Annotated in this window: 21 protein-coding genes and 1 riboswitch; of the genes, 3 read left to right on the forward strand and 18 right to left on the reverse strand. The window is 47.4% G+C overall.

The features are described from left to right. Positions 1-59: 59 nt before the first annotated feature. The 4 genes from AC1DUA_RS04210 to AC1DUA_RS04225 form a co-directional block, all read right to left on the reverse strand. Positions 60-1,121 carry a sensor histidine kinase gene (locus tag AC1DUA_RS04210; RefSeq protein WP_477498537.1) on the reverse strand — a complete coding sequence of 354 codons (1,062 nt, stop codon included), beginning with the start codon at positions 1,119-1,121 and terminating at the stop codon, positions 60-62. 25 nt (positions 1,122-1,146) lie between these two features. Continuing rightward, complete coding sequence (gene liaF, locus AC1DUA_RS04215; RefSeq protein WP_477498538.1) at positions 1,147-1,809, reverse strand: cell wall-active antibiotics response protein LiaF; 663 nt, start codon at positions 1,807-1,809, stop codon at positions 1,147-1,149. Between the two features lie 175 nt (positions 1,810-1,984). Next, complete coding sequence (locus AC1DUA_RS04220) at positions 1,985-2,599, reverse strand: PspA/IM30 family protein (RefSeq protein ID WP_477498539.1); 615 nt, start codon at positions 2,597-2,599, stop codon at positions 1,985-1,987. A gap of 27 nt (positions 2,600-2,626) precedes the next feature. Then, a complete protein-coding gene (locus AC1DUA_RS04225) occupies positions 2,627-2,929 on the reverse strand; it encodes a LiaF transmembrane domain-containing protein (protein ID WP_477498540.1) in 303 nt (100 codons plus the stop codon). A 162-nt stretch (positions 2,930-3,091) separates the two neighbouring features. Further along, positions 3,092-3,244: riboswitch (cyclic di-AMP (ydaO/yuaA leader) on the forward strand. A gap of 6 nt (positions 3,245-3,250) precedes the next feature. Here AC1DUA_RS04225 and AC1DUA_RS04230 point away from each other — a divergent pair. Then, a complete protein-coding gene (locus AC1DUA_RS04230; protein WP_477498541.1) occupies positions 3,251-4,051 on the forward strand; it encodes a stalk domain-containing protein in 801 nt (266 codons plus the stop codon). Positions 4,052-4,362: 311 nt separating this feature from the next. Here AC1DUA_RS04230 and AC1DUA_RS04235 read toward each other — a convergent pair whose 3' ends face one another. Continuing rightward, complete coding sequence (locus AC1DUA_RS04235) at positions 4,363-5,358, reverse strand: GNAT family N-acetyltransferase (RefSeq protein ID WP_477498542.1); 996 nt, start codon at positions 5,356-5,358, stop codon at positions 4,363-4,365. Between the two features lie 177 nt (positions 5,359-5,535). Here AC1DUA_RS04235 and AC1DUA_RS04240 point away from each other — a divergent pair, with 177 nt between their 5' ends. After that, positions 5,536-5,637, forward strand: a complete 102-nt coding sequence (locus AC1DUA_RS04240; protein WP_145666491.1) for a sporulation protein YjcZ — start codon at positions 5,536-5,538, stop codon at positions 5,635-5,637. A gap of 93 nt (positions 5,638-5,730) precedes the next feature. Here the strand turns inward: AC1DUA_RS04240 and AC1DUA_RS04245 are convergent, their stop codons facing one another. The 11 genes from AC1DUA_RS04245 to AC1DUA_RS04295 all read right to left on the reverse strand — a co-directional run bounded on the left by AC1DUA_RS04245 (position 5,731) and on the right by AC1DUA_RS04295 (position 15,943). Beyond that, positions 5,731-6,999: a molybdopterin molybdotransferase MoeA gene (locus AC1DUA_RS04245; protein WP_477498543.1), complete on the reverse strand. Its 1,269-nt coding sequence runs from the start codon at positions 6,997-6,999 to the stop codon at positions 5,731-5,733. A 22-nt stretch (positions 7,000-7,021) separates the two neighbouring features. After that, the gene (gene moaA, locus AC1DUA_RS04250) at positions 7,022-8,026 is read right to left on the reverse strand and encodes a GTP 3',8-cyclase MoaA (protein ID WP_477498544.1); all 1,005 of its coding nucleotides are present in this window, start codon (positions 8,024-8,026) and stop codon (positions 7,022-7,024) included. 88 nt (positions 8,027-8,114) lie between these two features. Further along, positions 8,115-8,771: a molybdenum cofactor guanylyltransferase gene (mobA, locus tag AC1DUA_RS04255; RefSeq protein WP_477498545.1), complete on the reverse strand. Its 657-nt coding sequence runs from the start codon at positions 8,769-8,771 to the stop codon at positions 8,115-8,117. Further along, positions 8,726-9,373 (reverse strand): MOSC domain-containing protein, encoded by a 648-nt coding sequence (locus AC1DUA_RS04260; RefSeq protein ID WP_477498546.1) that lies wholly within the window; start codon positions 9,371-9,373, stop codon positions 8,726-8,728. Before AC1DUA_RS04260 ends, mobA begins: the two co-directional genes overlap by 46 nt. An 89-nt stretch (positions 9,374-9,462) precedes the next feature. Then, positions 9,463-10,788, reverse strand: coding sequence for a molybdopterin-dependent oxidoreductase (locus AC1DUA_RS04265; protein ID WP_477498547.1), 1,326 nt, complete (start codon positions 10,786-10,788; stop codon positions 9,463-9,465). 243 nt (positions 10,789-11,031) lie between these two features. Further along, positions 11,032-11,544, reverse strand: a complete 513-nt coding sequence (locus AC1DUA_RS04270; protein WP_477498548.1) for a stalk domain-containing protein — start codon at positions 11,542-11,544, stop codon at positions 11,032-11,034. Between the two features lie 121 nt (positions 11,545-11,665). Beyond that, a complete protein-coding gene (locus tag AC1DUA_RS04275; RefSeq protein ID WP_477498549.1) occupies positions 11,666-12,661 on the reverse strand; it encodes a HAMP domain-containing sensor histidine kinase in 996 nt (331 codons plus the stop codon). Between the two features lie 50 nt (positions 12,662-12,711). Next, positions 12,712-13,434 carry a response regulator transcription factor gene (locus tag AC1DUA_RS04280; RefSeq protein ID WP_477498550.1) on the reverse strand — a complete coding sequence of 241 codons (723 nt, stop codon included), beginning with the start codon at positions 13,432-13,434 and terminating at the stop codon, positions 12,712-12,714. A 92-nt stretch (positions 13,435-13,526) separates the two neighbouring features. Next, positions 13,527-13,988 carry a DUF2269 family protein gene (locus tag AC1DUA_RS04285; RefSeq protein WP_477498551.1) on the reverse strand — a complete coding sequence of 154 codons (462 nt, stop codon included), beginning with the start codon at positions 13,986-13,988 and terminating at the stop codon, positions 13,527-13,529. 227 nt (positions 13,989-14,215) lie between these two features. Then, complete coding sequence (locus AC1DUA_RS04290) at positions 14,216-15,451, reverse strand: MDR family MFS transporter (protein WP_477498552.1); 1,236 nt, start codon at positions 15,449-15,451, stop codon at positions 14,216-14,218. A 108-nt stretch (positions 15,452-15,559) separates the two neighbouring features. Continuing rightward, positions 15,560-15,943, reverse strand: coding sequence for a hypothetical protein (locus tag AC1DUA_RS04295; protein ID WP_161408569.1), 384 nt, complete (start codon positions 15,941-15,943; stop codon positions 15,560-15,562). A 231-nt stretch (positions 15,944-16,174) separates the two neighbouring features. Here AC1DUA_RS04295 and AC1DUA_RS04300 point away from each other — a divergent pair, with 231 nt between their 5' ends. After that, the gene (locus tag AC1DUA_RS04300) at positions 16,175-16,969 is read left to right on the forward strand and encodes an alpha/beta fold hydrolase (RefSeq protein WP_477498553.1); all 795 of its coding nucleotides are present in this window, start codon (positions 16,175-16,177) and stop codon (positions 16,967-16,969) included. Here the strand turns inward: AC1DUA_RS04300 and AC1DUA_RS04305 are convergent. Then, positions 16,959-18,173 carry an ROK family protein gene (locus AC1DUA_RS04305; RefSeq protein ID WP_477498555.1) on the reverse strand — a complete coding sequence of 405 codons (1,215 nt, stop codon included), beginning with the start codon at positions 18,171-18,173 and terminating at the stop codon, positions 16,959-16,961. The genes AC1DUA_RS04300 and AC1DUA_RS04305 overlap by 11 nt on opposite strands. Positions 18,174-18,247: 74 nt before the next feature. After that, on the reverse strand, positions 18,248-18,979 hold the full coding sequence (locus AC1DUA_RS04310) for a class I SAM-dependent methyltransferase (RefSeq protein WP_477498554.1): 732 nt from the start codon (positions 18,977-18,979) through the stop codon (positions 18,248-18,250). Between the last annotated feature and the right edge of the window lie 149 nt (positions 18,980-19,128).

Below are 19,128 nucleotides of genomic sequence, written 5' to 3' on the forward strand. Positions count from 1 at the left end.
CAGCAGAACTTCTCGTTCTATTCTCCAGAACCCCAAATCAACCATCAATAACCAACTGGCTATACACTTTCCACTACATCTGTAGCTAGAATTGGAACACGAATTTCGATACGCGTACCACGATCAGGTGCTGTAATAATGTCAACAGAGCCGCCAATTTCGTTGACCCGCTCCTTCATAGATACGATGCCGTAAGAGGTAAGTTTCTTCGCATCCAGTTCAAAACCGACACCGTCATCCCGAATCGCCAGTCGAACACCGTCAGTGCGGTGCAGCAGCTTAACCTCGAGCTTATTCGCTTTGGAATGGCGTAGTGCATTCGAGAGAGCTTCCTGTACAATACGGAATAGATGATCCTCAATGCCTTTATTTAAACGAATTTCTTCGTCCATATCCCACGTAATTGCCATCGGCACTTTGGCCGCCAGCTCTTTGAGAAGCTCAACAAGCCCTTCGGACAATCGTTTTCCTTCCAAATGAATAGGCCTCAAGTGAAGCAGCAGCGCCCTCATCTCCGATTGCGCGACGGAAGCCATCTCCTCGATCAAATGAATCTGTCGTTTGGCTTTCTCGAAATCCTTGTCCAATGTCCGGCCAACAGCTGTTGCGGTCATAGAAATCGCGAACAATTGCTGGCTTACCGCATCGTGAAGCTCCCGCGCTAACCGCTGCCGCTCTTCAATAACAGCCGACAACTTCGCTTTCTCTGCAAGTTCAGCATTATTGTTAGATAAACGCTGCAGGGATGTAACCTGCTCTTCCCAACGCTTCATGATGCGGCCCAGCTGCTCGCCAAGACGCCCAATCTCGTCTTCGCCGTTCTGGAAGCCCTCGCGAGCGAAGGTCCCTTTTTCAAGCAAAATCATCGTTTCCATAAGCGGCTCAAGCCGGCGTGTAATCCGTGAACTGTTCCAATAACCGTACCCAGCGCCAATGCCGCCAATAATAACGATGGCCATGAATACGAATTGCACGCCTTCCTGCCAGCTTGTGAACGGCGTGATTAAATTGCGTGAGTTCATAAAATAAATGATAGCGCCAAATACAAAAAAACTAAAAATAATCGATTCAGCCATACTGCGCCATATCATATTCGTTAATCTTCGTTTATAGCCGTCCAATATGCGCTGAACCTCCTCTAGATAATTACATCACTTTAATTTTAATATCTCCTACGATATAAGAAAGCACAAGTTTCACTCGGTGATCACAGCTCTCATAATTGGACGACTGCCACTGCAATTTGTTCATTACGCCCGACTCGCGCTCACTTGCCACTTGAATTTGGCCAAAAGTGACGGAAGCCCCCACGAAGACGCCAATATCATCGGGAACCTTGATATCAACATCACCTATCACACCTTGCAGGATAAGCGTCGTTTCCTTTTGCTCAAGAATGGCAAGCGAGAGATCAATATAAGTCTCCCCAATAATGTACCATGTTGAACTATTGCGCATGATCCAAGGCTCACGCCCCAAGCGGACGCTATCCATCAACTTCTGCTTTTGAATATAAGTGTCATCTTTGTGCATTTGTTTAGAACGGATGAAAAAGAATCCTAATGAAATCAAAACGATAGCGAAAACAATCGTAATATGATCACCAAACAGAATCACAGCCCCCACGCCGATGAGCACAAAACCTTTGCGCTCTTTGCGGGAACGGACCCGATGAATGCCCAGCAAGACGAGGATAATCGCAAGAATGGGGAAAAAGCCTATCGTATGATCCAGAAGCAAAAAAAGACCGGCGCCAATCAGCACTAAGGCCGTATTCCGGTTGCGGTTGTTTTTGGTTTCTTCGCCCATCGCTGCACCTCCTCTGGCTGCCGATTAATTCGTTCATATAGATTCCTAGCATACCATAAGAATGGACAGCCTCCAAGATGCAAATCCTTGCCCAGCAAGGATCTAGCCTGAGGAATGGAGGCCAGCACCCGGCTGCGCCGCACGCATTGCGCGGCGCAGTACAATCACGCGTGGCTTATTTCTTGTCGCGCCAATCCTGCTGTAGCTTACGCAGCTCCTGCTGGAGGTTGCTGCCAGCCTCCTTCAGCGTCTCTCGCGACACGCGCCCCGCCACGCGCAGGCCCTGCATCGCTTCCCGGCCGAGCTCGCGGCCGGTTGCTTCCAGCTCGCGGAGTGCCTCGCGAGCCTCCTCCTTGGACAGCCCGCTGCGCGGCTGTCCGGCTCCTGCTGCGCTGCCTGCACGCAGCGCAGCTAGCTCGTCTGCGAGCGCCAGGCAGACGTCCTGGCTGCTTGCGTACTGCGCGCGGTACTGCGCGCAGGCTGCTTCCAAGCGCAGCTTCTCTTGCAGCGCTATACGCGCCAGCTCTTCGTCGCCAGCGCGCATGGCTAGCTCAGCCTGCTCAGCGCGCAGCTGTGCCATCTCCTCCGCGTCGACGCTTTGGCTGCGCAGCTCAATCGTTCGCTGCAGCGCCTCCTCGTAGCGCTCTTCCAGCTCGGCAATGCCGCGCGATGCGCCAGAGTGTCCGGAGCCTCCGGAGTGGCCACCTCCCCGTTCATGCAGGTCCAGCTTGCTGGCTGCCTCCTGCCAGGCCACATCCGCCATTTTGCCAATTCGATCAAATACGCTCATTATCCCACACCCCTAGGTTCCTATTGATTAATTGAACTCTGCCGAATCGTTTTGTTTTTTCAGCATGCGATAGCCGTAATACATTAACCACACAGCAAACACAATCGCGAGGAATCCAGATAGTTTTGTAATTAAAATCAAAGCGCCAATACCAAAAATAACCCATCCAATCTTCTTTCCATTACTTATCCCCACATAACCAAGCCCCACCATCGCCACAGGAACCAAAAGTCCCATGAAATGAAAATGCATGCCTACTTGATGCATACAAATGAGGAAGCCTACTGCTATTAGAATAAATGCCCAACTTTTCGATCGATTCATGCTCATTATTGCACCGCCCTTCGCGTAATCTTCATGCTACTATCGTAGCCGAAATGGATTCAGCTCAAAACGGACTCCCGACTGTTTTTGTACCTAGACCTAAGTCCAGTACGCACTAAGACCCTTACCCATATTTTGGGCGTTGTTTCTCTTATTCTATCAATGATAGAATATTTGAAGCCGAGTCCGGTGCACAGACAAAGTGCCGGTACGGGGGACGATTTACATGGGGTGAATATTTGCTCTGTACGCAGAGCAGACTAGGGAGAACCTTCTTCCCGAACCCGTCAACTAACCTCGGAGGCTCATTTGAAGGAGGATTACCAATTGAATTTGATTACAAAAGGGTTAACGTGCCTTGCTGTGTCCGTCACAGTTTTGGCAGGGGGCTTTCTTTCCCCATTTTCGGGACATGCTTACGCAGCCGCGAGTATGGACGTGAAAGTTCAAGTCAACGATGACCTGGTTCAATTTCCGGATGCACAGCCTTATTTGGATGACAACCATGCTACACAAGTACCGATCCGTTTTGTAACAGAGAAACTGGGTTATGATGTACAATGGCATAAGGAAGGCGACGAAATCAAAGTCACACTTAATAACGACAAGCACTCAATTTCCTTGGTGTCAGGTCAAAAAGAGGCCGAAATCGATAGCACTCGTGTCGAGATGGACACACATGCCGAGTTCCAAAACGGGCGTGTATACGTGCCACTTCGTTTTCTAAGCAAWGCTTCCGACATCCCCGTTCAATGGGACGCAAGCAGCAAATTAGCGATTCTGAGTAAAGACGGCAATCATCATGCACCTGATTATCAGCTATTTGAGTCAACAGCTTACTCGGCAGATCCATCTGAAAATGGTGGTTTTGGCGCCTACGACTATATGGGGAATCCATTAGGAATCGGAACGGTCGCTGTAGATCCATCTGTTATTCCACTTGGATCTAAGCTCTATATAGAAGGCTATGATTTCAATGGCCTGCCAAAAGGCGGCATGTATGCTTATGCAACGGATACCGGTAGTTCCATCAAAGGCAATCGCGTTGATATTTTTGTTCCTGGCTCTCAACAATCCTTACGCAAATTTGGCTTACAAACTGTTAAAGTGTACAAACTAAACCCGTGATGCTCACGGGTTTTTTATTTATTGGTGCCAACAGCGCTCCTCTTTTAAACTCCTGGATAGTTGGTATGCGAATCAAGCTAAAACTTTAATCATGGGAACTGTAGTCCGTTATTTAATGAAAAACAAACTGTTTCCTCACTGAGCGGATCTACAGGGTCTTAATCGGCCTCACTGGCACGTTTTCCGGTGAAAATGGCCAAAATAGCGGATCGTAGATCCTCTTACACGTGTAAGTTTTACCTTTTCATCGAAATAGCGTACTCTAGTTCCCTCCACATAAAAAAGACGGCCCCGGAGTACCGGGACCGAATCTATTWAAAGAAATCTGCCAAATACGTCGTTCGTTGCGGAATAGCCGCTTCCAAACGAGTAACAAGTTCCTCTGAACCTTGAAGCCTCTCAATTCTGCTCATAAAACTCGCCTTTTGATAGCTCATAAACAAGGCGGTCAGCGTTTGAATACTGCAGCTCAGTATACGCTCATCGGCTGGTTGCTCACCCTCAGCCAACCTGGTGACTTGCGCTTTTTCCCCACCGTCTATGAATTGCAATTGAAAAATACCGTCGTTCCAGTCAGCATGTGGATCAGAAACACGCAAGTAGAGCGGTTCGATCTCTTTACGCGGTTCAAACCGATATTGCTGCAGAAAAGCTTCAACGTCTACAATCCGCGCTGAAAAATACGTTATTTTCTCCTGTTTGAACTTAGGGTCATGCACCAAATAAGGGAGCTGGTCATCCGCAGGCGCTTTAACCTCCACCTTCGAGATCATTGAATCATGATCCGCTATGAACTTCCATAACCCGCGTCTTGTTTCTTCATCCAAAAACACCATCTCATGAATGGTCGCCGTAAACTCTTTCACTTGATAAAAAACGTACCCTGTCCGTTCACCCTGCGCATTTACATAGAGGGCTACCGTACCTTTTTTGTTTCTAAAATATCTGTTGTTCCACCAATTAGCATCGCGCTTCAGCATCCCATTAAACTGCAGGGCGTACTGCTCATAAATTGGATTCAAAAGCTCCCATTCTTTCGTCACACGAACGATTGTACTACCTTCCGAAGCATGAAATTTAGGAAGCTTATCTGCAGGAATTTCATATTTCAGATAGTCAATATACGTCTCCCAGCCATATTTCCGATAAAACTCAAACTTAAATGGCGATAGGAAGGAGACGGTTTGCCCTTGCTCTTTCATGACCTCTTCCTGCTCCTCTTCGCTCAGCTCGTATTGAAAAGCAAACTGGGATAAAGCGAGACTCTCCGGCACTTCCTGTTGTTCTAATGTTCGAATTTCAATCATTTATGTATCACCTCATATACAAGTATACTGGAAAATCATTTACAATACCTACGCCTAATTAGGCGCTTTGCAATGCGAAGTCAGGGCATACGTCCAATCAACGAATGTCTCTACGTCATATGATGTTGATGTATAGTGATTCAACCCACTTTAATACTTAAGACCGGAGGGGATACTATGTCATATGCAGCTGGTTGTGGAACTGGATACGGATCCGTAGGTGTTGTTCTTGTCCTTTATGTTCTGCTTGTTATCATCTTAGCTACATTCGCAATCTAATTTCACCTTCATTCCAACCTGATTACCACTTATTAAAAGGCCTGCCTACACCAACTTCTTTTACAGAAGCAAAGTGATAGGCAGGCCTTCTTTTTATTTGATCGGATAGGTAAATACACGCTCGCCTCTTGCGAAGCCTGAACCGCCAGCAGGCAGTTGAATCAAACAATCCGCATCCTTAATGGAAACCATGATGCTGGATTTATCGATGCCAGAAGGCTTAACTCGCAAACAGCCTTTCTCCACATGCGTTGTCCCTCTAACATAACGCGGGAATGCCGAACCTTTGTCGTAATCCACATCRAGATACGCTGTAATAGCTTCGGGACAAGGTGATGGACTGCCTGACATCGCTTTAATCAGCGGCTTGGCAAACAGCTCAAAGCCTACAAACGATGCGCCGGGATTACCGGATAGCGAGAGCAGCAGCCTATTCTCCCATAGGGCCGCACTCGTCGGGGTGCCTGGCCGCATCGCCACTTTATTAAACAGCAGCTTACCTGTAAACCGGCCAAACAAATCTACCAGAACATCATAGTCACCAACGGAGACACCGCCGGAAGTGATGACGAGGTCAACTTTGGCCAATGACTCGAGCAGCGCGACTTCCACTTCTTCCACATTGTCTGAGAGTGCCTGCATGATAACCGCTTCTCCACCTGCTGCCTCCACTTGAGCAGCAAGCATATAGCTGTTGCTATTACGGATTCGCCCAGGCTGTAGCGCTTCCTCTACATTTAATAACTCTGAACCTGTTGAAAAAATCGCTACCCTCGGTTTGCGAAAAACAGTTACGTAGGAATAGCCGAAAGTAGCTAATATGGCTGCCTCACCGGGTCCAATTTGCGTGCCTAACGGGAGCAATAAGTCCTTTTCGGCTATTTCCCCGGCAATAGGGGTTATATTGCTGCCAGCAGGTACAGCTTTCTTGATGCAGACCTGAGTCGAACTTACCCCTACATCCAGCAAGGGAAGTGCATCCGTCATTTCCAGCATAACCACACAATCCGCTCCATCTGGAACAGGCGCTCCCGTCATTATGCGGGATGTTACACCCGAATACACCGTAAGCTCAGGAACCGTCCCGCTTAGAATATGCTCAATGACGCGCAAGATAGCAGGGTTTTCTGGCGTAGCCTGTTCAATATCCGTTGCGCAAACTGCATACCCGTCAACGCCAGATCTGCGAAAATGAGGTACGGGATGATCTGCATAAATATCCCTGGCTAGCCGTCTGTTGAACGCGGTAGATAACGGTACCGTTTCCGTTTCGGTATGTTTGACATATTCGGATAGCAGGCATCGGGCTTCTTCCACCGAAATGACTTTACGCCCGAATTTTAGCTTCACATCGCTATTCACTAACGTCTGTTCCTCCTATGGGCTAACCGCCAATTTGCGACATCCGGCGAAGTGTTGGTGTATGAGACTGGGTTTCATTCAGGAGCGCCTGCGCCATCTCATGATTTTGCGGCTTGATGTCCAAGGCTCGGAAGAAAAGATCTTCCATTGCCGCATCATCCCCAATATAAGTTCGAACATTGAATTCATCTGACCAATATAAACATGGTTTCACATTGCCATCTGCCGTAATCCGCAGCCGATTGCAAGTTTCGCAGAAATGGTCGCTGATTGGGTGAATGAGACCGAATGAACCAAGTGCTCCTTCTATCCGGAAGTTTTGTGCAGGCCCATTCCCGTACACGGCATCCGATGCCACAGCATTCCATCCTTTTTCCTTACAGCGGTCCAATACGGTCGTCAAAGGTAAATAACGGCTTTTCCAGGCCTCATCTTGATGCCCGATCGGCATATATTCAATGAAACGAACTTGAATCGGACGATCTATCGTCATTTGTAAAAAGTCTTCAATCTCGTCATCATTCATGCCCTTCATGAGTACAACATTTAACTTGATCGGGGTAATTCCCACTCTATATGCTTCTTCAATACTGGCCAGAACACGGTTAATATCGCCGCCTCTAGTGATGAGCGAGAATCGGTCCGCTTTCAAGGAATCAAGACTAATATTCACACGAGTTAATCCTGCTGCGCGAAGCTTTTCAGCTCTCGAAGCAAAATAAATCCCATTCGTTGTCAACGCGATATCTTCAATCCCAGGAATTTGGGAAAGCATGCCAATCAGTTGTTCCAGGTTTTTACGTACAAGAGGTTCTCCACCCGTTAATCTCAGCTTGCGGACACCCAGACCAGCCAGCACGCRAACAACCTCGGTGATTTCCTCGAACGTTAATAACTTATCATCCGGTTCAAATTCCATTCCTTCTTCGGGCATACAATAGACACAACGAAGATTACAGCGATCCGTAACTGAAATTCGTAAGTAATCGTGCATACGTCCATAACGATCCATCAGCAACTTCGGCATGAGGTTCACCTTCTCTCCAGTCCATTATGACACATTTTTATATCAAAATCCTACAATCTGAGGGCTTAATTATTTACCAAACTAACATTTATAATAGATTTTCTAGCATCGATTTGTACTCATCTGGCGTATTCACATTGGTTACGAACTGTGATGATAGATTTATCTTTTCAAAAAAAACATTCTCCGCAGGCAACCAGTCGATATGATCCAGCAAGCCCATTAATCGATATTGCTCCTGCTTCAATAACACCTCAGCCTCAGAACCAACTAATCTAGAGTAAATCCCATGAAGTGGATGAACCTTGCCATCCAAGACCGGAATAACCGCATCAACATTCGCTTCCTGGCACAACAGTCTCATAGCTTCTGCGGCTTMGGAAGAAATGAACGGCATATCACAACCGACGATCCACATGAATTCATGGGTTGCGGCTTGAGCGGCGGCGTGAATACCGCTTAACGGGCCTTTTTGTACATATATGTCTGACACCCACCCCACGTTCATGAACGCGGAATTTGATTCTATCAGAGCTTGGAACGCCTCAGGTTCGTTCGATACGACAATAATCTGGTTGCATATGCGGGACATTTCTGTAAGCTGTCGGAGAAGCAATGGCTGATCTTGAACAGGAAGCAGTGCCTTGCGTCTTCCCCCCATGCGGCGATTAAGACCGCCGGCCAGAATAACACCTGTCATCATGAGCCAAGTTCCGCCAATCGTTTCGTGAAGGATTTCTTCCAACTTTCAGATAGAGCTTCCGTCCGTACGAGACGCTCGGCCCCAACCTTACTCATTTTATCGTGATACTTGATTTGATTCGCATAGGCCAGGGTTACGCCCTCACTATCTTTGGCGACAAGCTTTACTTGAGAATCTTTCGAGATGAACCCTTCTTGCAAGACCCGGAAATAGAAACCGGTAAATCCTGTTTCCTGCATTTGCAGCGGGGTTTTGGCCCACTCCAGACGTTTGCCCACTTTAAAACAAGGCTGGCGCGGCTGTGAGACCTGAACAATGACATCATCAATGGCATAAATGTCGCCTATGCAGACGTCCGTCTCCAGAAAACCACGGACCGTTAGATTTTCACCAAAAGCACCCGCCTCCAGCTTGCGGCCAAGCACTTCCTCCCAGTAGGCATAATGCTCCTCAGGGTAAACACACAGTGCTTTATCAACGCCGCCGTGTACCGTTAAATCGGCTTGCCCATCGCCGTCCAATTGCGTTTTCGATACATACAAAGATGAGCTGACCGGGGATTTATATATTCCCGTGACCAGCTCTTTGCCTTGATATTCAATGATTTGTGGTTTTCCCACATTAACCGATACAATTTCCAACATTATTCCTCATTTCCAGGCAGGTTTCTTTGACATAACTATACCAAAAACCACCCAGAAAGTCAGTTCAAGCTTCTTGTCCTTCATCCCCATTAAGCATTATTAGATCTATCTACCCAAGCATCATTATCATAACCTCTAACTTCCCAATACCCCATATGTTCCTTCTCAATAAGCTCTATCCCTTGAAGCCATTTGACGGATTTATACGCATACATCTGCGGAACAATGAGTCGGACTGGCCCTCCCAATTTTTGCGGAATCGGTTTACCATCCAGCAGCATAGCTACCATGATGTCGTCTCCGCCGGCTTGCTCCAACGAAAGTGCATCGGTATACACCTTGTCGCCGGAATAAAACTTCACAAATTTCGCCTTGGACTGCACACCTGCTGCTGCTAACAGCTGCTTAAGCGGGATGCCCTCCCACGTACAATTATAAATAGACCAGCCCGTCACACAATGGAAATTACTAACCTGTACAGTTCGTGTGAGCTTCAGGAACTCGTCCCAGTTCCATACACTTGGTTTATCAACCAGGCCAGAAATGGCGAATTGCCATGTCTCCGAAGAAAAAGACGGAATTTCAGTCACCGTGTATATGCGGAAATTCCCTTGCGCTCCTCCGCCGACTACCGCGGCGGAGTCCGGCAGCGGCGCAGGCGGCGGCAGCATGCTGTTGCCGTCCCCTGCGACATACTCGGCGGTCGAGGAGCCGCCGGAGTCGAACGCGCCTTTTATCCAGCGATAAAAGGCGGGACCGACCGCGATCACAAGCACCAGTCCTGCGACAATTCGCAGGAACGAGGCGCGTGTGATCGGTGACTCCTTCAGCGCGGCGATAACCGCCTGCGCTGCTGAGCGCTCTGCCGTGGCGTCAGATGCCGCCACGGGGGTTGTTGCCGCCGGCTGCGTCGCTGGCGGCTTAGCAGCGGCAACAGCGGCGGCTTGATCCAGCCGCTGCTGGCGCTTCAGCCATCTGCTGCGCGAGATGGCGTGGTACACGGCATACGGCACTCCGACCCAGGTGAGCAGGTCATGGATGAGGAGTGCCGTATTGTTTAAAGCAGGTGGCAGATGACGGAACTGCCACAGGATTACCCCGGACGCTGCCCAGCCAACCAGCAGCGCCAGCACGAACACCAGATTCGCGCGTTGGTTGCGGCGCGCGCGAATTTGCCGCCAATGCTTGCGAATCATTGGCGCATACAACACCATTAGCAGAATCGAGGCGACGCCCAAATAAATGTGAAGCTGCTTCAGCGACACACGGAATATCCCCAAATCTCCGCGAATCGCCCCTATGCTAAGCACAATGCCCGTGACCGTTAGCAGCAGGAGAATCCAGGCATTCCAGCTATGTATAGCATTAAGACGCTTGCCAAAGGATTGCTTTAACCAACCTCTTTTTGACTCCATTCGCCCACATCCTATTCAACTAATCGTTAATATCTATAATCATAACGTACAAATCTTAAATAAAGCTTACAAACTCGCTAAAATTACAAAGTTTCGTCCAACTTCCCCCTTACCCTTTCTTAGATTATCGTTACTAATGAAAAACTATGCCCCACTGTCGATCTGCTCCCCGACAATACAAAAAGCGGTCTCTTGGAGACCGCAAATCCACCACTTACTTTTGCCTTACTTGTTTCCTGCTTATTACTTCATCATCATTTTATTGAGTAAATATGTATCGATGAACGCTTTAGGGACATAGGTCATGTCGTTCACGATCGTTGGAGCAACCATTAGCATTTCTTCCATACTGCCCACAGTAATCGCTTTGCTATCGATATGGAGCATAATTTCCCCACCCATATCCATGCCTTTATCCATCATCGTTTTATCCTGCATATTTTTATCATCCATCATTTTCTTGTCTTCCATCGTCTTCTTGTCTTCCATCATTTTCTTATCATCCATCATTTTCTTGTCTTCCATAGATTTCATTAGAGTAACTGTTCTAGTCATATCATTCCATGTTACTTGGAAACCAAGAGACTCAGCAACTTTTCGAAGGGGTGCGAGCTCGTTGCCGTCTATGGTGACAGTTTCGATGCTGCTATAATTGTACTTTGGCACCATCATTTCTTCCGCGTTAATTAAGCTTGGCAATGCTAATGTTCCGACCATAATGGTTACTGCCATTACTTTTTTCTTCCAATTTCTCATTGATAATTCCTCCTAGAGTTTCATAGTTCTCTCATTTCCTAAGATAATGCACAAAACTTAAGAAATCCTAACGAAGAAATTACAAATAACTTACAAGAGACTAACAAAATAAATAGAACTCCTACGATTCAATAGGAATAGTAAACCAGAAAGTGCTGCCACTCCCCTCGCCCAAATCCGCCTGGCTATCCACACCTATAGTTCCCCCATGCAGTTGAACAATAGACTTCGCTATCGCCAAACCAAGCCCTGCCCCCCCGCTTACACGCGTCCGTGATGGATCGGAGCGATAAAAGCGATCAAATATTTTGTCCGCATCTTTTTCCTCAATACCTTGGCCTTGATCTTGAATAAACAGCTTTAGAAAGGGGATTGCCAACCGTTCCACTTTAATTATAATGCTGCCGCCGACTGGAGAGTGGCGAATGGCGTTCCCCAATATGTTAGCCAGAACCCGCTTCATTTCCTGAGGCATGATGCTTACAGGAGGCAAGTAATCTGGCAGGTCCACAGTTATTTTCAACTGCTTATCTTCCAGCTGAAAAGCTAAACTTTGCAGGCCATCCACCAGTAGCTGGTCAACATGATAAGGCTCTGGCAGGAAATCTGTTCCTCTTGCATCGAGCTGCGAAAGCTTGAACAATTCTTGGATCAATGCGTCTAATCTTCCCGTTTCCAAACGAATGGTGCGAAGATAACGCTCGAAGGTTGCTTTGTCCTGAATGACATCATCTTCCAGCGCCTCAACGAAAGCAAGAATTGAAGCCATTGGCGTTCGCAGATCATGCGACACATTTGCAACAAGCTCCTTGCGGGAAGCCTCGGCTGTTCTTAATTTACCGAAGCTGTCTTTCAGTTTCCCGCTCATATGGTTGAATTGATCCGCTAGTCTTTGAAATTCAACCGGCCCAATTTGAGGCACTAGGCCCTCAAATTGGCCCTCTGAGATGCGAGTCGTTTCCTGAGTAATGGCATGAATGGCTTTTTCCAGAGGACGCGTCATTATGTAATGAATGCCCATCGATACGACAGCCGCACCTAAGGTCACGGTCGACAGAATCACAACGTCCTTCCAATTCAGCAGCATGAAATGATAACAAATAAGAAGTGTAAGCAAAATGATCCCCGTACTAACTCCACTTGCGATGAGCAAATATAACCGAAGCTTCAGGATCGCTCCCTCCCTTCGAATTTATAACCGATTCCCCACACCGTTTTGATATAGCGAGGCTCAGAAGGATTAGGCTCCAATTTCTCTCTTAATCGGCGGATATGGACGGTTACTGTCGTARTATCCCCGTAATAATTAATATCCCAGATTTTGCTCAGCAATTGGTTTCGTGAGAAAACTTGATCGGGATGGGCTGCGAACAAATGCAGCAGTTCAAACTCCTTCACGGTCAACTCGATGTCTTTGTCGAAGACGCGGACACTGCGATGCAGCACATTAATCTCGAGACCAGGGTATCTCATTATATGGCCAGGTAGTGCTGCTTCCGTATCCACCGTTGCCTCCGTCAGCGTTCGCTGCAGCCTACGCAAAATCCCCTTCACTCGCAATACGAGCTCTCGTGGGGAAAAAGGCTTCGTTAAATAGTCGTCCGCCCCCATCGTAAGCCCCATCAATCGGTCCATTTCGTCCCCTAGCGCCGTCAGCATGATGATGGGAACGTCCCGTTCATTGCGAATTTCTTCGCAAACTTGCCAGCCGTTTTTACCTGGCATCATTAAGTCCAGCACGATCAGCTGCGGGTTGTGCTGCCGCCACTGCCTGATCGCTTCCTCGCCGTTCATTGCCGAAATAACTTGATATCCTTCCCTCTGCAAATAAACAGTGCAAACATCTATAATATTCGGTTCATCATCTACAACAAGAACGATTATCCCCATTCGAACATACCTCCTCAAACTAGTATAATTATACCTCATCCTTTTAAAAGTAAACTTACAGATGTCTTACAAAACAATTAAGCCCAGCATCCTTAGATGCCAGGCTTCCATACCATCAATATTAATGAAATCAAAGGCAGAATCGTACCGATCGAGCCGAAGAAATCCCACTTTTTCGAAACACGTTTATAAGCTTCCGTTTGCCTACCCGCTTTCACGGATTCCTCACTACGGCGAATCATTTTTCTTTGCAGCGGAATGAGAATGAACAGCCACCACAGACCAGATATTAAGAATAAAAGCAAGGCAGCGCTTATCCAGTTCCATGCTATGAGGGAGTAGCCCAAGTTTGCCGCCATAAGATATCCAGGGATAAGCAGGAGCAGAATGCCAGGTATGGTGAATACGTAGTCGGCGAGCATAATGTTTTTGACGGTAAGATGTATGGTCATCAGATCTTGCTTTCCGTAATGGGCCCTCACTTTCCAAAAGGCTCCCGTCACAATGTTACCAAGAAACAATACAGCGCCTAACACATGCAAAAACAATAGCATTTACATACACTCCTTTGGCTTGATCTCAACTTAAGTTCATTGTAGACTCTCTTCTACTCCATGTAAGGTGAGCAATGTCATAACGTTTGGGTGACCTAAGTCATTAACTGGAGGAGTCTCTCAGAAACGTCAAAAGCCGTAAGAAGGAATAACCTTCTTACGGTTGTATGGCGCACAAGCTGCTACTGCGGTCCTGCCAACTTAATTAAATAATTAATTACTCTTTGTTATGCTTGCAGCACACCCTCGACAGCACGTTCTTCTTGCCTACGATTTAAGTTTCGAATATATCTCGTTTGAGCAATCCCGGCAGCAATAAGAATGACGCCCACGATGGCGAACATCACCTTCCCGCCATAATGGCTAAATAGCAATCCACCAAGTACAGGTCCGATGGCGCGGGATAACTGCCAATTCATTCCGAACACGGAGAAATACAGGCCTCTGTGCTCCACTGGGGCGATCACGGAGATCACCTTTTGAATATGAGGGCCGTTCAACATTTCACCAATGGTAAATAAAAATTCAACAAAAAGCAGAATCGCAAGATAAGGAACAAACCCATATCCGATGGATACGACAGCAAACAACATGTAGGACACAGCCACGACGATATAAGCTGGAACGTGCTCTGTTCTTTTTGCAATCCAAAGCTGCAGCGCAATGACTACGCACCCATTAAAGGTAATAATCGTCGCAAATACCGATTTATAATTTTCAAAGTTTTGCTGTAAATGCAGTGGAAATGTAGACTCAACTTGCGCATATAAAAGGGATACCGGCATGGCCAGAAACGTTATCCACAACAGTGATTTATGCTCCGACCATTTAATTTTAACCTTGCTCGCTTTTGTAGCCAGCACATCTTTACTTTTAACAGGCATCGTCTCTGGAACTTTCCATATAACCAACGCTGCATAAGCAACTAGTGTGACCGAACAAGCCAGGAAGACAATCGACGGATTCATGGTAAATAAGAGTAAGCCCAGAAGTGGACCAAATGCTGATCCCATGTTTAAAGCCGTGTGTAGTAAAGCAAATACTTCAGCTCGCTTATGCTCCGGCACAACATCCGAAATCTGAGCATTAGCAGCAGGTCCATACATCGCATGTCCGATCCCGTTAATAATGGAAATAAGCGCAAACTCCCACACATGGCTGGCAAACATGTACCCTCCGATAGCAAAAGCTTGAATTATTAGCGCTGCAAGCATCATTGGCTTCCGTCCATATTTATCACTCAGGCTGCCTGCGTATAGGTTTACGAATATCCCGCATAAAGGCTGTAAGCCTACGATCAACATGGATAAAAATACAGAACCATCCAACTTGTCGTACAAATAAAAAACGAGATAAGGTCTCATCATAAAACCGGCTAATGACGTCAGGATCGTGCCCACGACTCGAACCCATATCGCTGTGTCATACTTGCTAATCATCGAAAAAAGGGGAATTCTATGCATTTGACCTCCTAGATGTCTTTGGTATCTTTAGTTTAGAAGGATTTGGGCAAAAGAAAAAGGTAAAATCTCGTTATAACGGATTTCACCTTTTATGTATCTCCTATTTTCTTAACCGCCGATACGAATCTTCCGGTAAGTATCGATAAACGAAAGGACATCTACGCGCTTCCCCCTCTTCTTCGCTACTCTGGCCATTTTCACTAGGGTTGTCCAGAATTCGTCGAGCACGGGAGATTCAAAGTCATTTTCTTTTGGAGCTTGTGTTAGCTTATGCTTATTCGTGTATGAAGTTCCTTCGTCCGAGATCAGATACTGAATCTGGCTTTTTTTCCACTGCTCGCCGGTCACGTAGCTTACACCGATTTCACGCATTTTTTTGCGTACAGATGTGACTGGGCGGGATAATTCTTTGGCAATTACAACTGGAGGGCATTCTGATGAAAGTCGAATTAACTTGTCCAATTCTTGCGTGGACCAAGGTTTTTTAGTCATAGCCATAACCTCACTTCATGAATGAATGATTCTTATTCGCTTTTCTTGGTTAACAACGGGTATACTGAGAGAATAACAATCAAATGTTAAAGAAGTATGAGTTAACCATAATGAAAGTATGAAGACATAACTTTTTCGCTATTTCTCTTGTTTTTACGACCTTTGAACTAATATTTTGCTGAAATTTAGGTCTTTATGCGTGTAAAAACTAGTCATGGAGGGTGACAACGGATGAAACATCATATTAACGGAGCAGAGTTATACATAGCGGAAAAAGGACAAGGAGCACCTGTCATTTTGCTCCACGGATTTCCATTGGATCATCGTATGTGGCAAGCCCAAGCTGAGGCTTTATCAGAAAATTATCGTGTGATTACACCTGATTTACGCGGTATGGGGCATTCAGATGTACCCGCAGCTAATATTTCAATTGAGCAATACGCGGATGATATTTTGACGATGATGGACAAAATGGACATACAAAAAGCCGCACTTGGCGGCTTCTCCATGGGCGGATATGTGGCTTTCGCACTTCTGCGCAAAGCTCCTAAACGATTCACGGCGCTTCTTCTCGCCAATACCCGTCCGGAAGCAGACGGGCTGGAGGCTCGTAAGAATCGCATGAATATGGCGGTTTCCCTCTATGACAAAGGAGCTAGCGCTGCAAGAGATGCCATGCTGCCTAAACTGCTCACCGAGCAGACAGCTACAGATCAATCAGGGCTCGTGGAGAGCATAAGCGCAGTCATGGCTTCCATGCCTGCCGAAGGGCTGGTCCACGCGAGCCTTGCTATGGCATTCCGCGCCGACTCTGTCGACCTCCTCGGCGCTATCTCCGTGCCGACACTTGTCATCGCCGGCGAGAAAGATCCGATCGCGCCTCCGGATGTCATGAAAAAGATGGCTGACGCTATTCCTGGAGCCAGCTTTCATGCCATTCCAGCGGCTTCGCATTTGGCGCCGATGGAGAAACCCGAGGCCTTCAATGCGCTGCTCCTTGAATTCCTCAAAAGCGTCACAGCCTAACCAGCTGGTCCATGACCATCACGGCTGCTCCCATGGCAAGGGCTTCTTCACCAAGCTGCCCCTTGCTGAAGACAACCTGATACGCGGGGTAGTAGTATGTTTTCCGAATCGCTACCTGTGTAGCGGTTTGGAAGAACAACTCCCCACCCGCGATGAGAGGCCCCCCGAGGATTACTTTCTCCGGGTGCAAAATATTTAATAAATTGGCTAGTCCTATGCCAAAATAGGTCGCAGCCTCCGTAATGATCTCCACGACAAGGGGATCATTTTTTTTGAGTGCCTCCAGTACCTGCGTGTAGGTCAGCTGCTCAGGGTCCTCTACGAACTGTGACAGCACCGTGGATCGGCCCTGTTTTAAGGCAGAGCGTGCTGCCTTTTCAATCGCATACAAGGATGCGTATGACTCCAAGGCGCCGTAGTTTCCTGAGGCGTTACGGTGTGCCACGCCATCCGTTTGAATGATCATCTGCCCGACGGAGCCTTCCATGTCAACCGCGCCATAGATCAGCTTCCCTTCCGAAACCATAGAAGACCGCAAGCCAACCCCGGCATGGATATACAGCAGATGCTTGAAGCTCTGCGTGCGTTGATGCCAGGATTCCGCTAGTATCGCTGTGTTCGCCCCGTTATCCAGCATCGAGGGTATATCCAGCTCATCTGTCAGCAGCCTGCAGATTTCAACGTTCCTCCAGCCATTGGCTTGGAAATAAGCCGGCTCCAATATCGTTCCTGACAGCCTGTCCACTGGACCCACGGCGCCGACACCGATTCCCAGCAGCATTGACTTCGTAATCCCATGCCGCTCCATCATACTGCGCGCTTCATTGACAATGAAGCGGATAAGAACTTCCGGCGTCATCTCTGCCGTCATCGTCCAGCTCCGGGCATCCAATTTATTCATGCCCAAATCAACCAAAACCAGCTTGGACAACGTCCGTGAGATTTCCAAGCCAAAAATATACGCGTAGGCCGAATTCTTCTCATACAGAATCGGCCTACGCCCACCTGTTGACGCCCCGAAGCCGGATTCCAGAATGAATCCTTGGCCCGTCAGTTCTTCCAAAAGCCGCGTCAACGTAGAAACAGTCATCCCGCTTTGCTCAAGCAGCTCTGTCTTGGATATCGTTGTGTGGCGACAAATCAACTCATAAATTTCTTTGGCTTTCCGGTTCGGAATGCGTTCCGTTATAGCACCAGCGTTCAAGAGAAACAGCCCCCAATGATAATCTTTCTCACTTATTTCGCCATCGGGGTGCCTAATTCCTGCCACGGCTTCATCTATTCCTTCGAGCCTATCATCAGCGTGTATCCCATATAACTATGATACTTATTCACCAGCTCATCGTATCTGGCTGTAATCTGCCAAATGCGTGGGTCCATGAAGGATTGCTTATCAGATAGATGCACAGGGTCTGGATGCTGAACTTGATCCTCGAACATCGTTAACGGAAAAGGGTGAATACCGGAGAAATCCACGGCAAATTTACTTCCCTCCAGCAGTTCCCGCCATTCGTCCATACTATAAATCTTACTAACGCCATAGAAGCTGCATAGCGCTCTGTGGACGCCAGTGGACATATTTTTTACGCGGATAACTTCTCGGTCATAGAGCTTCCCGCCAGGCTTCAACACTCGGTAATACTCTGCTACTGCCTTTTGCGCATCTGCAAAATTCGTGACGGATTCCACCATCACCACATCAAAGGATTCATTTTCAAAAGGTAACTGGCACACGTCACCCTCTCTAAAATCCACCTGAACCCCTTGCTTTTCAGCTCGAATAATTGCTTTAGCTACCATTTCAGGGCGGATATCGACCGCTGTCACTTCGCAACCCTGTTCAGCAAGAAAGCACGCCGTTCTCCCCGTCCCGCATCCAACCTCCAGAACTCGCTTCCCTTTCTCTATCGGGTATTTCTTCAATTGCTCCATGGTCTCGCCGAACCCACCAGGGTGCGCATTGCCCACACCAAGCTTTGCTAACATATCTAGGTACTCGATAGCACTCACACCTCCATAATGACATTTCAATCTCTTTTCTACCATATGGAGGGCAGCTGTCTCTTGTTCAAACTCTGGATCGATTTTCTAAAAAAAGGCTCTCGCCTAAAGCGTGGTTTTTCAGCTTCTTTTGGGCAGATCACCAGTCAAACAATGGC

It is taken from the genome of Paenibacillus sp. 01T422 (assembly GCF_056398785.1).